Annotated in this window: 11 protein-coding genes; 7 read left to right on the forward strand and 4 right to left on the reverse strand. The window is 67.1% G+C overall.

What is annotated here, in order from left to right; genetic code table 11:
- Positions 1 to 2: 2 nt before the first annotated feature.
- Entirely contained in the window at positions 3 to 908 is a 906-nt protein-coding gene (locus tag FIV34_RS07380; RefSeq protein ID WP_139981135.1) for a class I fructose-bisphosphate aldolase, read from the reverse strand.
- An 80-nt stretch (positions 909 to 988) separates the two neighbouring features.
- Between FIV34_RS07380 and FIV34_RS07385 the strand changes: the two genes are divergently transcribed.
- The 5 genes from FIV34_RS07385 to FIV34_RS07405 all read left to right on the forward strand — a co-directional run bounded on the left by FIV34_RS07385 (position 989) and on the right by FIV34_RS07405 (position 9,099).
- The gene (locus tag FIV34_RS07385) at positions 989 to 2,164 is read left to right on the forward strand and encodes an SIS domain-containing protein (RefSeq protein ID WP_139981137.1); all 1,176 of its coding nucleotides are present in this window, start codon (positions 989 to 991) and stop codon (positions 2,162 to 2,164) included.
- Positions 2,161 to 3,084: a carbohydrate kinase family protein gene (locus FIV34_RS07390; protein WP_139981139.1), complete on the forward strand. Its 924-nt coding sequence runs from the start codon at positions 2,161 to 2,163 to the stop codon at positions 3,082 to 3,084. The genes FIV34_RS07385 and FIV34_RS07390 overlap by 4 nt, the downstream gene beginning before the upstream one ends.
- Complete coding sequence (locus FIV34_RS07395) at positions 3,081 to 4,004, forward strand: 1-phosphofructokinase family hexose kinase (RefSeq protein WP_139981141.1); 924 nt, start codon at positions 3,081 to 3,083, stop codon at positions 4,002 to 4,004. The genes FIV34_RS07390 and FIV34_RS07395 overlap by 4 nt, the downstream gene beginning before the upstream one ends.
- 69 nt (positions 4,005 to 4,073) lie before the next feature.
- A complete protein-coding gene (locus tag FIV34_RS07400; protein WP_139981143.1) occupies positions 4,074 to 5,984 on the forward strand; it encodes an alpha-galactosidase in 1,911 nt (636 codons plus the stop codon).
- A 109-nt stretch (positions 5,985 to 6,093) separates the two neighbouring features.
- Positions 6,094 to 9,099 carry a TonB-dependent receptor domain-containing protein gene (locus FIV34_RS07405; RefSeq protein ID WP_139981145.1) on the forward strand — a complete coding sequence of 1,002 codons (3,006 nt, stop codon included), beginning with the start codon at positions 6,094 to 6,096 and terminating at the stop codon, positions 9,097 to 9,099.
- Between the two features lie 51 nt (positions 9,100 to 9,150).
- Here FIV34_RS07405 and FIV34_RS07410 read toward each other — a convergent pair whose 3' ends face one another.
- Positions 9,151 to 9,768, reverse strand: a complete 618-nt coding sequence (locus tag FIV34_RS07410; protein ID WP_139981148.1) for a hypothetical protein — start codon at positions 9,766 to 9,768, stop codon at positions 9,151 to 9,153.
- A 65-nt stretch (positions 9,769 to 9,833) separates the two neighbouring features.
- Between FIV34_RS07410 and FIV34_RS07415 the strand changes: the two genes are divergently transcribed.
- Together FIV34_RS07415 and FIV34_RS07420 are read left to right on the forward strand one after the other, a co-directional pair.
- Positions 9,834 to 10,499: a response regulator gene (locus FIV34_RS07415; protein ID WP_139981150.1), complete on the forward strand. Its 666-nt coding sequence runs from the start codon at positions 9,834 to 9,836 to the stop codon at positions 10,497 to 10,499.
- Positions 10,496 to 11,881, forward strand: coding sequence for an ATP-binding protein (locus FIV34_RS07420; RefSeq protein WP_139981151.1), 1,386 nt, complete (start codon positions 10,496 to 10,498; stop codon positions 11,879 to 11,881). The genes FIV34_RS07415 and FIV34_RS07420 overlap by 4 nt, the downstream gene beginning before the upstream one ends.
- On the opposite strand, the gene FIV34_RS07425 is transcribed toward FIV34_RS07420, so the two are convergent.
- Complete coding sequence (locus FIV34_RS07425) at positions 11,878 to 12,963, reverse strand: glycosyltransferase family 9 protein (protein WP_170207531.1); 1,086 nt, start codon at positions 12,961 to 12,963, stop codon at positions 11,878 to 11,880. The genes FIV34_RS07420 and FIV34_RS07425 overlap by 4 nt on opposite strands.
- A gap of 112 nt (positions 12,964 to 13,075) precedes the next feature.
- Positions 13,076 to 14,497, reverse strand: a complete 1,422-nt coding sequence (locus FIV34_RS07430; protein WP_139981153.1) for a hypothetical protein — start codon at positions 14,495 to 14,497, stop codon at positions 13,076 to 13,078.
- Positions 14,498 to 14,516: the final 19 nt, after the last annotated feature.

A 14,516-nucleotide genomic window follows, 5' to 3' on the forward strand; every position in this document is an offset into this window, starting at 1 on the left:
TTTCAGCGCGGATAGCGCTTCATGATCTCATGCACCTGGCGGGTGAGCGCCACGGCCTGCTCGAACGGGCGCAGCCACATGTTGCGGCCGAACATCACGCCCGTCGCGCCCTGCTGCATGTAGAACTCCACCTTGCGCAGCACGGCCTCGTCGTCGTCGTTCTTTTCGCCGCCCGAGAACAGCACGATGGTGCGGCCTGCGGAACGCACCACGCGCGACGTGCGACCGGCGGCGTCTTCGTCGAGCGAGGCGTAAGGGCCCGGCACGCCGTCGCGACGGTCATCCGGCTCGTGGAGCTTGACGATGTCCGCACCCACTTCCAGGGCCACGCGGGCGGCGTAATCCTGCGCGTACAGCGAGCCCTTGCCGCCGCGTGCATCAATGGCCGCGCCACGCGGGTAGGACCACAGCACCAGCGGCATGCCGAAGCGGTCGCAGTCTTCGCGCACCTTGCGCAGCTGGCGGATTTCATCGTGCTGGCGCGGCGAGCCCACGTACAGCGTGTAGCCGACGGCATCCGCACCGAGTCGCACGGCATCTTCCACCGAGGCGAACTGCGGCGAGGTGGCGTCGCCATCGTCGGGTATGTTGGTCTTGCCGTTGAGCTTCAGGATCAGCGGCACGCGGCCGGCGTACTGGCCGATGTACTTCTGCGCCAGGCCGATGCCCAGGGCGATGGCGGAAAAGCCGCCGGCCTCGGCCAGCCGGAACTGGTAGCTCGGGTCCAGCGCGGGCGGGTGGGGGAAGAAATCGGTGGGGCCGTGTTCCAGGCCCTGGTCCAGCGGCAGCACCAGCAGCGTGCCATTCCCCGGGCCATGCCCGTAAAGCATGCGCTGCAGGCGCGTACGCTTGCCGGGAGGGAGATCGAGGGTGGCGAGTGTGGGCGATTCGTTCGTCGGGGCTTGCATGTCGTGATTCCTCGGGATTACCCTGCAATCGAAAGTTTCGTTATCTTTCGTTTTCAACCCTACCAAAGTCAAGCCCCACGATGACCGTCCCTTCCAACGAATCTGTCCCGACCCTTGCCGGCCTGCGCGGTTTGCCCGACGCCCGCCAGCAGGCGCTGGGCTATGCGGACACGCTGCGGGAAATCCTCCAGCAGCCCGCCACCTGGCGTGCCACGGCGGGCTCGCAGGGCGCCGCCTTCCGTGCCGTGTTTGACCGGACCATGGCTGCGCGCCCGGCCCAGCTGGCGATCACCGGCTCGGGCAGCTCAGTGTATGTCGGCGAGGCGCTCGCGCCGGTGTTGCAGGCCGAATGCTGGATCCCGGCCCGCGCCATCCCCGCTGGCGACCTGCTTACCCACCGCGCCGGCGCCCTGCCGGGCCCGAACGGCCTGCTCATCTCGATCGCCCGCTCGGGGGACAGCCCCGAGAGCGTCGGCGCCGTGGATGCCGTCCTGGCCCATGCGCCCGGCTGGCGCCACCTGGTCATCACCTGCAACGCCAACGGCCGCCTGGCCACGCGCTACGCCAACGAGCCGCGGGTGGATGTCGTCGTTCTCGACCCACGGACCAACGACCGCAGCCTGGTGATGACCAGCAGCTTCACGAACATGTTGCTGGCCGGCAGTGCGCTGGGCACGACGAGCCCGGCCGATGGTGCGGCGGCGCTCGTCGAGCGCGTGTTCGACGTGTACGCCGATGCCCTGGCCGCGCTTGCCGCCAGCGAGCGCGACACCGCGGTGTACCTCGGTAGCGCCGGTGCCTACGGCGCGGCGCGCGAGTCGGCGCTGAAGATGCTGGAGATGAGCGGTGGTGACACCGTCACCCTCGCCGAGACCTTCCTTGGGTTTCGCCACGGGCCGATGGCCTGGCTGAACCGGGGTGGCGTCCTCGTCGCCTACCTGTCCGGCGATGCCGGTGTGCGCGCCTACGAAACCGACCTGCTGCGCGAACTCAACGGCAAGGATCTCGCCCCTGTCCGCATCGTCGTGGGCGAGGACATCGACCCGGCGCTCGTCGGTACGCGCGGGCTCGCGCTGGACCTGCCCGGCCTCTACGCGCTGCCCTCGGCGCAGCAGCTGCTCGTGCACACGGTGGTCGGCCAGCTGTTCGCGTTCTTCCGCTGCCTGCAGCTCGGCCACCGGCCGGATACGCCCTCGGAAGGCGTGCTGACCCGCGTGGTTGGTGAGTTCACCCTGCACGGGGGCGACGCTGCATGAGCACGGTGGTCGTCGCCGGCGAGATCAATGTCGACCTGATCCTGTCAGGCATCGACCCGCTGCCCGCGTTCGGCACGGAGACCCTCGCCAGCGGCGCGCGCCAGGTGCCGGGCAGTTCGTCGATGATCTGCGCGTTCGGCCTGGCCCGCCTGGGCGATACCGTGCGTTTCGTCGGCCGTGCGGGTGACGACGAGCGCGGCCGCTTCTGCGTCGCCGCGATGCGCGATGCCGGCATCGACACGCGCGGCGTCCTCATCGATGCCGCCCATGAAACCGGCCTCACCGTGGCGCTGTCCGGCGCGACCGATCGCGCGCTGGTGACGTTTCCCGGCGCCATCGCCGAGCTACGCGGCGCGGACGTCACGGACGCGGCGTTGCAGGGTGCGGCGCACCTGCACATCTCGTCGTACTTCCTGCAAACCGGCCTGCAGGGCGACATCGTTCGCCTCATCGAGCGGGCTCGCGGTGCGGGCCTCAGCGTATCGCTCGACCCGGGATTCGATCCGGCCGGGACATGGGACGCAGGCCTGCGCGAGGTGCTGCGCAGGGTCGACGTGTTCCTGCCCAATGCGGTGGAAGCCTGTGCGCTGGCGGGTACGGATGATATCGACGAGGCACTGCGCCGGCTTTCTGCGCAGGGACCCACCGTGGTCATCAAGCATGGCCGCGAGGGTTGCCTCGCCCTGCACGGTGACGAGGTGATGCGCATGCCGACGTATGCGGTGGATGCCGTCGACACCACGGGCGCGGGCGACAACTTCAACGCCGGTTTCCTGCATGCGTGGCTGGCGCGCCGGCCGCTGGATGCGTGCCTGCGCTGGGCCGCCGCCTGTGGCGCGCTGTCAACGCGCGGCCTGGGCGGCACGCTGACCCAGGCGTCCGCGGCGGACGTCGCGGTTCTGATCGGGCCCGCCGCATGATCACCGTGGCCGGCTTCAACAGCGCCATCGATCGTCTCGTGGACGTGGGTGCGCTGCGACCGGGCACCGTGCATCGCGCGGGCGGTGCCGATGAACGGCCGGGCGGCAAGGGCGTGCACGTGGCGCAGACCATCGCGGCGCTGGGCATGCCGGTGACCCTCGTCGGCCTGTGCGACGACGCGCACGCCGCGGAATTCAGCCAGCGCCTGAAGCTGCGCGGCGTCGACTTCCGTGCGGTGCGCTCACCCGTGCCCCTGCGCCAGTGCCTGGCGATTCGCGAGGCCAGTGGCCGGATCACCGAGATTCTTGAACGCAGCGAAGACCCGGGCGCCGATACGCGCATGGTCCTCGACCAGGTGATGCGCCACTGGGCCATGGAAAGTGACGCGCTGGTCTGCACGGGCAGCCTGCCGCCTGGCTTTGATGCGGGCTATTACGCACGCGTGAGTGCGGAGACATCGCTGCCGTGCGCGATCGACGCCAGCGGTGACGCGCTGCGCGCCGCGGCCGATGGCTCGCCGTGGCTGCTCAAACCCAACGCCGCCGAAGCGGCCGACCTGCTCGGCGCACCCGTCGCCTCACTCGAGGATGCCGCAGGCGTGGCGCGTGCGCTGCATGCACGCGGCGTGCGCCACGCGGTGCTGACGCTGGGCGGGGAGGGCGCGGTCGCCGTCGACGAACACGGCGCGTGGCAGGCGTCGCTGCATGTGGACGGCGTACGCAACACCGTCGGCTCGGGCGATTGCTTCCTCGGTGGCCTGATGGTGGCGCTGATGAGGCGCGAGTCGATGGGCGACGCGCTGCGCCTCGCCGTCGCCTGTGGCGCGGCCAACGCGCTGGGTGAAGAAACCGGATTTGTACGGCTCGACACGGTGGACGGCCTTCGGCCGCTGGTCCGCGTCGTGCCGCTGGACGTGTAGTCAATGCTTGGGAGAGAGTGGATGGGGAAGGCAGGATGGCGGACGCGCGCGCTGGTAGCGGCCTGTGCGATGACTCTGGCACCGTTGGCCGTGGCCGACGACTTCGGCAAGGACGCGATGACCCTGGCCTTCAAGGTGGCCGATGGCAAGCTCAGCGACGTGGTCGTCACTGACCACATCAACCAGCGCGAGCTGCCCATCACGGTGCCTTTCCAGATCACGATGGCCGATGGCAGCGTGCTTGGGCCGAACGACTTCCATCTCGACGGCAAACTGCGCCAGGAAACGCTGAAAGCCGATCCGAAGGCCTCGCGTGGCGCCGAGCGCGTGCCGGGCAAGGTGCTGCACGCGCGCTTCAGCGATGCGGCCCAGCGTTTCCGCGTGGACGTCAGCTGGGTCCAGCGCGACGGCTCGGACTACCTGCGCGAAGTCGTCACCATCAGTGCGCTGACAGCGGACGAGCCGGTGCACCGCGTCGACCTGCTGTCGACGAAGCTCCCGGATTCGGAAGTGGTGGGGAGCGTCGACGGATCGCCGGTGATCTCCGGCCGCGACTGGCTCGGCTTCGAAAATCCCCTCTCAAAAAGCATGGTGGCCGGCGGCGCGAAGGTGCAGCTGTGGGTCGAGCGGGAGCTCCCCTTGCGCAAGGGCACGTCGGTCACGTACTCGGCGGCGATCGGCGCGACGCACGACAACCAGCTGCGCCGCGATTTCCTCACCTATATCGAACGCGAGCGCGCCCATCCGTATCGTACCTTCCTGCATTACAACTCCTGGTACGACATCGGTTACTTCACGCCGTACACCGAGCAGCAGGCGCTGGAGCGCATCCATCATGTGGGCGAGGAACTGGCCACCAAGCGTGGCGTGACCCTCGATTCCTTCCTCTTTGACGATGGCTGGGACGACTACAGCGGCACCTGGGCCTTCAGCAAGGATTTCCCGCACGGCTTCAAGCCGCTCGCCGAGGCCGCGAAAGCCTATGGGGCCGCGCCGGGCATGTGGCTATCGCCATGGGGTGGTTACGGGCCGCCGTCGAAGGAGCGCGCCAAGCGTGCCGGCGAGGCGGGCTACGAGATCGTCGAAAAGGGCATGGCCCTGTCCGGGCCGAAGTATTACCAGCGGTTCCACGACGTGACCATGGCGCTGGTCAAGGAGAACGGCGTCAACCAGTTCAAGTTCGATGGCACGGGCAACGCGAACAAGGTATTCCCGGGCAGCGTGTTCGACAGCGATTTCGACGCCGCCATCCATCTGATCGACGACCTGCGTACCGCCAAGCCCGACCTCTTCATCAACCTGACCACCGGCACGCTCGCGTCGCCGTACTGGCTGATGTATGCCGACTCCATCTGGCGCGATGGCGAGGACGACGAGCTGGTGGGCGTGGGCAGCAAGCGCGAACGCTGGATCACCTACCGCGACCGCGAGACGTACCACAACATCGTGGAGAAGGGGCCACTGTTCCCGCTGAACTCGCTGATGTTGCACGGGATCATCTACGCCCGCGAGAACCGCAAGCTCAATACCGATCCGGGCCACGACTTCGCCAACGAGGTGCATTCGTACTTCGGCAGCGGCACGGCCTTGCAGGAGCTGTACATCACGCCGGAGCTGCTCTCCACCGACGACTGGGACACCCTGGCGGAAGCCGCGCGCTGGTCGCGCAGCAACGCCGGTGTCCTGCGCGATACCCACTGGGTGGGAGGTGATCCGGGGCGCCTCGACGTGTACGGCTGGGCGTCGTGGACACCGGCCAAGGCAATCCTGACCTTGCGCAATCCGTCCGACAAGCCGCAGGCCATCGTGGTTGACCTGGACCGCCAGCTGGAGCTGCCACCCGGCGCGAAGCGCGTGTTCCAGGCGAAGAGCCCGTGGAAGGCCGATGCCGGCAAGCCCGCGCAGACGCTCGATGCGGACAAACCCACGGCCATGACGCTGCAGCCGTTCCAGGTCGTGACCCTTGAACTGACGCCATAACCCACCTGCGCCCCCGCACCACGGGGGCGCCACCATTGCCTGTTCCAAGCGAACGCGGGGGCTTCGTCGCGAGGGAGAGGTGTTGCCTATTGATCGGGGAGAGCAGGGCATGAAGTATCGCAAGCGCGTTCTGGCCGCGGTGATCGCGGCGGGCCTGGCCAGCGGTGGAACGCTGGCGCAATCGACTACCGGCGCCATTAGCGGCCAGGTGGCGGCGGGTACCGGCGACATGGTGCATATCGAAAGTGCGACGGGCTTCCAGCGCGACGTGCCGGTGGACGGGCGCGGACGTTATGCGCTCGCGCAGCTGCCGCTCGGCACGTACACGGTGTCGTTGCGCAAGGAGGGAGCGACCGTACAGACGCGCGCCGACATTGCCCTGCGCGTGGGCGTCGCGACCGATGTCTCCTTTGCCGCACCCGTCGCGGCATCGGACACGCAGAACCTCGAAGGCGTCTCGGTGTCGGCCAACACGCTGCCGCCCATCGATGTCACCAGCGTCGATTCGCGCACCGTCATTACGGCGCAGCAGCTGGCCAAGCTGCCGCTGGGCTTCAATGCGGAGGCGGCCGCGCGGCTTGCACCGGGCGTGGTGGGCAATGCGGGCGGCTTCACCGGACCCACCGGGCAGTCGCTGATCAGCTTCGGTGGCTCCGCGGCCAACGAGAACGCGTATTACATCAACGGCTTCAACACCACGGATCCGCTGCAGGCCGCCGGTGGGCTCACCCTGCCGTACGGCTCGATCGATCAGCAGGAGGTTTACACCGGTGGCTACAGCGCTCAGTACGGCCGCTCCGATGGTGGCGTGCTGAACATGGTCGGCAAGCGCGGCACCAATGACTGGCACTTCGGCGGCAAGCTCAGCTGGGACCCGGCATCGCTGCGTGCGTCGTACGACAACACGTACTACCAGAACGGGCTGCCGCCCGTACCCGTGGCCGGCAACCTCTACGTTCCTCGAAGCCAGATGCACAACTGGAACACGGTCTACGACGCCTATGTGGGCGGCCCGCTGATCAAGGACAAGCTGTTCTTCTTCGCCTCCGGTGAGTGGGCAAAAAGCGAGGGAAGCCGCGTTGGTGCGGTGACCTCGACGAGTCCTTACACGACGTACGACTATCGCATGCCGAAGTGGTACAGCAAGCTGGACTGGAACATCAATGACAGCAATATCCTCGAGGTCACGGGTGCCTCCAATACCCGCGAGACCAGCGGCGACATCTACAAGTACGACTTCAACGCGCTGCAGCGGGGTGCACCGATCGGCCATGCCGACACCATCAAGACCGGTGGCAACCTGTGGACCACCAAGTACACGGGCTACCTCACCGATACGCTCACGCTGAGCGCCCAGTACGGAAAGATGCACACGCAGAACTTTGAAGCGCCCGTGGGCTACAACGACGCGCTCACCTATGTCACCGGCACGGAGAACCAGAATCCCGGCGTCACGGGCGGGTCACCGCGTACGGCCGGGCAGACCGTCTCCAGCATCTACGACCCGAACCAGGGCAACCGCTCGAGCAACCTGCGCGTCAGCCTGGCCTGGCAGCTGGGCGACCACACGATTACCGCGGGTATCGACAACCTCGTGGCACGGGCCGAGGACCAGGGGGCACGCACGTCGGGGCCAGGCTATTCGTGGTCGTACGGCTACACCACCTTGCCCGGCAACAGCCCGGCGCCGAGCCTGGGCGTGGCGGCCCCGGGTAGCACGCCTGATGGCGCGGGCGGCTACTACGTGATGAAGAACGTGTCGTCGGCCGTCGCCACGGTGCGTACCACCGAGCGCGCGCAGTACCTCGAAGACCAGTGGCAGGTATCCGACCGGCTCCTGCTGTCGCTGGGCCTGCGCAACGACCAGTTCACCAACTACAACAGCGACAGCCAGCCCTATATCGCGCAGACGAAGCCGCAGTGGGCACCGCGACTGGGCTTCAGCTGGGATGTGAATGGCGATGCGTCGTTCAAGGTCTACGGCAACGCGGGGCGCTATTACCTGGGATCGCCCCTGGCTCCCGCGCTGAGCGCCGCGGCAGGCTATACGAGCACCACCCAGTACTTCACCTATTCGGGGATCGCGAACGACGGCACGCCGACCGGCCTGACGGCCTTGTCCGGACCGGTATCGGCGAACAATGCGTTCGGCGTGCCGCCCGATTCGCGCACCGTCACCGCCAAGGGGCTGAAGTCCGAGTACCAGGATGAGTACATGCTGGGCTTCAGCAAGAGCATCGACAACCGCTGGGTCTACGGCGCCAAGGTATCGCGTCGCGTACTGCGCACCGGCATCGATGACTTCTGCGATGTCGACAGGATCAGCAACGCGGCCGCCGCGCAAGGCATCGCGGCGGCCTCCGTCAATAGCTGTTATCTGATTAATCCGGGCAAGGCGAACACCTTCGTGGTGATCGACGATGCAGGCAATGGCCACGACGTGACCCTGAGCAACAAGGAAATGGGCTTTCCGAAGATCAAGCGCAACTACTACGCGCTGGATACCTTCCTGGAGCATCCGTTCGATGGCACCTGGTACGGCCGCTTCGATTACACCTACTCACGCAGCTACGGCAACACCGAAGGGCTCACCCAGTCCAACGTGCAGTCCGATGGCCCGCAGCAGTCGGAAGACTGGGATTTCCCGGCGCTGATGGTCTATAGCAACGGCTTGCAGGGCAATAACCACAAGCATCAGCTCAAGCTATACGGGTACTGGCAGATCACTCCCGAATGGATGGTGTCCGGCAACCTGTCGCTGATCTCCGGGAGCCCGTCCACCTGCCTGGGCCTGTTCGGCAACGACAACAGTGACCCGGCCGGCTACAACTCCAATTATCACTTCTGCGACGGCCGCCCGGCGCCCCCGGGTTCCACGGGCAATATGCCCTGGCAGCGCCAGCTCGACCTCGGCCTGCACTGGACCCCGGCCTTCGCCGATCACAAGCTCGGCCTGAACCTGGACGTGTTCAACGTGACCAACAGCCAGGCCACCCTGAGTCTCAACCCGCACTACTACCTCGACGCGACGGGCACGGCCAACCCGCTGTACCGCACGCCGCTGGTGCTGCAAGACCCGCGTTATGTGCGGTTCTCGCTTACCTACGACTATTGAAAGGGTTTGGAGTGGGGATGGCCGGAAATGGTGGCCATCCCATCTCAATACTCAGTCGACCATGCCGATGATGTCGAGAAACACCGTTTGAAATAGTGACTGATCGACGTGCCCCATTCGGCTTCCCGTTGCCGTGTGTACGAGTTGCCAGGACGCGTCGCGCCACGACTCTGACGTACGATGGTCCGTATCAGCGATCAGCTCGAACATGGCTGTGCCGCCGGGAGCCTCCAGTTCGACGCGACCAAAGGCGTACGCCACAAACGTTCCAACGGGCACGATGCTGACCTTTTCCTTGCCCAGTCCAATGTCAACCTGGGTGGCCGAATAGCTTCCCATCGTGCCTTCGTCGATGGTGATCGCTCGTCGCGAGAAGCTGATGGTCCCGTCACTGATGACCGGCGCCAGCCAACGCTCAATGGCATCTGCAAGCTCATCGACTTTCCCTACCCACCACTCACGTCGTGGCGTCCAGTCGAACTCGGGGTCATCGGCGCGGCAGGAAACGTAGGCGCGGATATAGTCGCTGAAGTCGTTATACGGCAATTCTGAAAGGTCCATTTCGCTCTGTCCGGTCGCCAAGTTTACGTCGTGACGAAGCTTAGGGACGGCTTCCGGGGGCAGGTAGTCGGCGCAGCCCGCCGAACGTTGTAGGCGTCCTGCAGCCACCGAGCGTGGTTCCGTTCCGTCAGGATGTTGCAGAATAGATCCGGACCCACTGGCGGAGACCTCAAATGAACATCATCGTGGTCGAAGACGACGAACGGCTGGGCGCGGCGATCAAGCGTGCGCTGGAGCAGCTGACGCATGCGGTGATGTGGCTGCGCACGGGCAATGAGGCGCTGGAAGCCCTTCGCCAGGAGAACGTGGACCTGGTGCTGCTGGACCTGGGCCTGCCGAACAAGGATGGCGTGCAGGTGCTGCGCGAGGCCCGCCGGGCGGGCATCCTCACGCCGGTGCTGGTGATGACCGCCCGCGACAGCATCGAATCGCGGGTAGAGGGGCTGGATGCCGGCGCCGACGATTACCTGGTGAAGCCTTTCCACCTGGATGAACTGGCGGCGCGGATCCGTTCCCTGGCCCGTCGCGCGCAGGGCCTTGCGGATAATCTCATCGAGGCGGGCCGCCTGCGACTCGACGTCGGGCGCATGGAGATGGCCGTGGACGGCGAGCGCGTCGAGCTCACCCGTCGCGAATTCGCGTTGATCCACGTGCTGATGGAGCGGGCAGGGCGCATCGTCCGCCGCGACACCATCGAGCGCTCCGTCTACGGCACGGAATCCGATGTGGGCCCCAATGCGCTCGAAGTGCTGGTCCACGCATTACGGCGAAAGCTGGGCACGGACAGCATCCGCACCGTACGCGGATTCGGCTACATGGTGCCGCTGGACCCCGCGTGACGGGTGATTCGCTCCAGCGTCGCCTGCGCCGCCGCGTGGCCCTGGCCGTGCTGGCCGTGCTGCTGCCGCTGGGCCTGCTGGCCGCGCTGCGGACCATCTCCGAACTCAACGAACTCTCCGACGTCCGCCTCAGGCAGACCGCCGAGACGCTGGACGCCTTGCTGCGCCAGACCGGCGTCACCGCCTTTCCGAACAGCCGGAAGCTGGAGGGCCTGCCGGCCGTGCCGGTCATCGCGAACGGGTTCGGTCCGGCGTCAACCTACGAAGCCGAAGTGGGCTACCGGGTCACCGGCAGCGACGGCGACATCCTGCTCGTCACGGACAACATGCACGAGCTGCCGCGCAACCTCGCCACGGACGGCCGGATTGTTTCGCTGCAGGTGCACCGTCGCCGCTGGCACGTCTATACGCGTACCGATCCGACCCTGGGCGTGACGATCAGCGTGGCCGAACGCCATGACTCGCGCCGTGATGTCACCAACGCGGTGGCGATGGAACGGACGCTGCCCATCCTCATCGGCCTTCCGCTGATGTTTCTCGCCCTGCGCTGGGCCGTGAAGCGTGGCCTGCGTCCGCTCGATAAACTGGCCGGGGTCCTCGCGACGCGCCACGCTGGCACGCGCGAGCCGATCGTGATTCCCGATTCACCACGCGAGATCACCCCGATCGTCGATGCGCTCAATGCACAGATCCAGCGCATCGAAACAGCCCTGGAACGCGAACGACGCTATAGCGCCGATGTCGCGCACGAGCTCCGCACGCCGATCGCCGCGACCATGATCAACCTCGACAGCGCGCACGCATTTGCTGCCGACGACGTCGCCGCGGCGTCCTTGCCCGAAGCACTGGAAAGCCTGCGCATGCTCGACCGGCGCACCGACCAGCTGCTGGTGCTTGCCCGCCTGGACGATCATGCCCATATCCCGCTGGACCGCGTGGACCTGGCCCGGCTCGTGCGCGATGTCGTGGCGGAGTGGTCCCCCACGGTCGATTGCTCGCGCTTCGCACTGGAGCTCGCGTTACCGCCTGACACCGTGGTCGTACCGGGCTATCCCACCGCGCTGTCGGCGATGGTGCGCAATCTCCTGGAAAACGCGGCGCGCCATGCGCCTGTGCAAGGCCATGTGCGCATCGCCATCCACGTCGATCGGGGCGAAGCGGTGCTGGATGTCGTCGATGACGGTCCGGGCATTCCTGCCACGCAGCGCACGGCCGTCTTTACACGCTTCCACCGCGAATCCGCCGGCCTCGCCGACGGCTTTGGCGTGGGCCTGTCGATCGTGCAACGCGTGGCGCAACTGCACCGCGCCTCGGTCACCCTCGAAGACGCGCCGTGGGGGCGGGGGTTGCAGGTGCGTGTGCGCCTGCCGCTGAGGGCTTAGCCGCCGAGCAAGGCAGCGACGCGTGCGGCCGTGCGCTCGGGGCAGCCGTCTTCGCACGTCACGCCCGCATTGCCGTGGCCATACGGCGCATAGCGCTTCGGATCGGTGCGACTGAACAGGCCGATCGTGGTGGCTTGGGTCGCGGCCGCGAGGTGCATCACCCCGCAGTCCGCACTGATGTACGACCCCGCGGCGTCGATGAACGCGGCGAGCTTGCGCGGGTCGCTGGTGAAGTACGTGGGATACGCGTTGTCCAGCCGCGAGATGCCGTCGGCAGCGACGAGCTCGACCACGCGGCGCTCGCCGATGCGTGCGAACAACGCGCCAAGGAACGCTTGCCACCACGCCGTGTCCTGGCGCTTGGCGCCGGTGGCGTTGGGAAAAATGGCCATCACCGGGGCATCGCTGCCCTGGGCGGCGTTCAGCACGCGGGCGAGACGCTCCGCGCCCTTCGCTCGTTCCGCGTCGCTCAGCCGGAGATCCAGCGGCGGCGTCACACCGCTGGTATCGCCCAGCGCCACGCGTAGCGCGTGCACCGGGCGCGCGGCAAAGTGCACGGGCGCGTCTGGCGTGCCTTCCACGCTCACCTGGAAGCGCGCCTGCGCCATGCCGGCGGCCAGCCGCCCCGATGACGAGCCGGAGGCGGCGTCGATCACCAGGTCATAGCGCTTCGAACGAAGCCGGCGCAGCGTGTTCACGGTGGCGATGGGGTGGCGCAGCGCGCGCCGCTCGAGAAGGAAGAACTCGCCGATGGAGGCGTAGCCGGCGAAGACGCCGCGCGTGGCGCCGCCGGAACCCAGCACGTCCACCTCCGCGCCCGGGAAACGTGCTTCCAGTTCGGCAAGCAGCGGGGTCACCATCAGCGTATTGCCCAGCCGGTGGTTGGGTCGGCATACGAGAATGCGCTGGATGCCCGCACGTGGCAGCTCGCCCGGCGGCACGCGGTTCGACGCGCCAGGCAGGGCGCGACGCACCAGCCAGGCCACGGCCCGGCGGCGGAATGCCTGCAGGCGACCATGCATGGGGGCGCGCTTCGCATCCGTGGAAGCCGTGGTGCGTTGGGCAGCGACGATCGAGGACATGCGCATTCCGTGGAACGCCCGCTCGGGCGGGCAGTGCGCACACCTTGCCAAGTGCAGCTTAGGGCGTCCTGTCAGTGAGATGACAGGACGCTTACGCGCGCGCCTGCGAGTCTTAGTTCGAGCTTAGCGCCTGGTCATGCGCCTGTGTCTTGAGCAACGGCAGCAGGTCACGCTGGGTATCGTGATGCGACGGGGTATCGATGTCGTCGATCAGCTGGGCGACCATGTATGTGCGCACGCGGGTGTCCTGGCTCGACGCCTGCGACGTGGTGGCGGAGATCAGTTCGCCCTTCGCATAGGCGATGGACGTGGACGACGTCGCCGAGTCGTCGATCTCCGTGTACTTGTAGTTTTGCGAACCGGGCTTGTCGGTCAGGTTGAGGTGGCCACCCGGCCAGGGCGATTCGTGGAAGCTTGCTTTGAGATGACTGGTCTGCGACTGATCGATGTGGCGATCGCGCGCGTTGCGGCCGCTGAGGCGGGTGGACTGTGAGACGTCGTAGTTGAACGTATCCAGCTCGTCGCCACGCATCGGGTTGGGTGCATGGGTGGCCTGGGAGATCGACGCATCGAAGTCCGCCAGGCCGGTGAGCACGCTATGGTCAGTAGCAGAGAGGTCGCGTACCGAGCCGCGTACCGATGCGCTCGTCGGCGTGGGCGGGTAGTGGCTGTTGAGCTGGCTGAAGCCGTCCTTGAACATCGCCACGAGCGAGGCGTCGGCATGGCCGCGAATGGCGGCGGCGCCAACCTTGCCGAGGTAGGCGGCAACGGATGCGTCGCGCTGCGCGCGGCTGCCCCAGGTGGCGGGTTGGGTCATGTCGAGGTTCAGGGCAAGCGATCCTGCGGCGCCGTCGACTTTCAGCGAGCGCGCATCGCTTCCGACGTGAAGCGCGACGGCCTCGTGGACGCCCGGCGCGGTGGCCACCGACGCATGCAGGTCGACGCTGCCCAAGACCGACGTATCGGCACCCATCAAGCCATCGAGCGAAAGCACGGGCGGCACCTTGCCGAGGCCGTCGACGGCATCCTGGAAGCCGCGGGCGAGGCTGGCGATCGCCGTCCGTTCGCTGTCGCTGAGCGTGCGATCGGATGTGAGGCTGACGGAAAGGCCACTCTGCGTGCCGCTGAGCGACAGGCTCACCGTCGCACCGCTGGCGGTGCGGATACCGAGGCTGATGGCCGCGTCGGCCGCGCTCGTGCTGACGACGTCGGAAACGAAGTTGGCGCCATCGGTGGCGAAGCGGCCGAGCAGGGCCTGGCCAAGGCCGGCGAACAGGCTGCCGCTGTCAGCGGACGCGGCGTTGCGCTGCATGCGCGCTGCCAGTGCATCGTCCGACGACGGGTCGACGACGGGCTTGCTCGGGTCGCCATAGGTGACATCCGTCGGCGGCGTCGCCGAGCCGTCCAGCACGGTGGGCTTTGGCGCCACCGTCGCGGGTGCGGATGCCGATACACGCGTGGCGCTCGCGTACAGACGGTCCTGCCACGCCGTGGCAGCCGTCGATGCAGCGCTGTTGATGAGGAGGGGATTCACAACGATCCTTCGTCAGTCT

Source organism: Luteibacter pinisoli (assembly GCF_006385595.1).
GTDB lineage: Bacteria > Pseudomonadota > Gammaproteobacteria > Xanthomonadales > Rhodanobacteraceae > Luteibacter > Luteibacter pinisoli.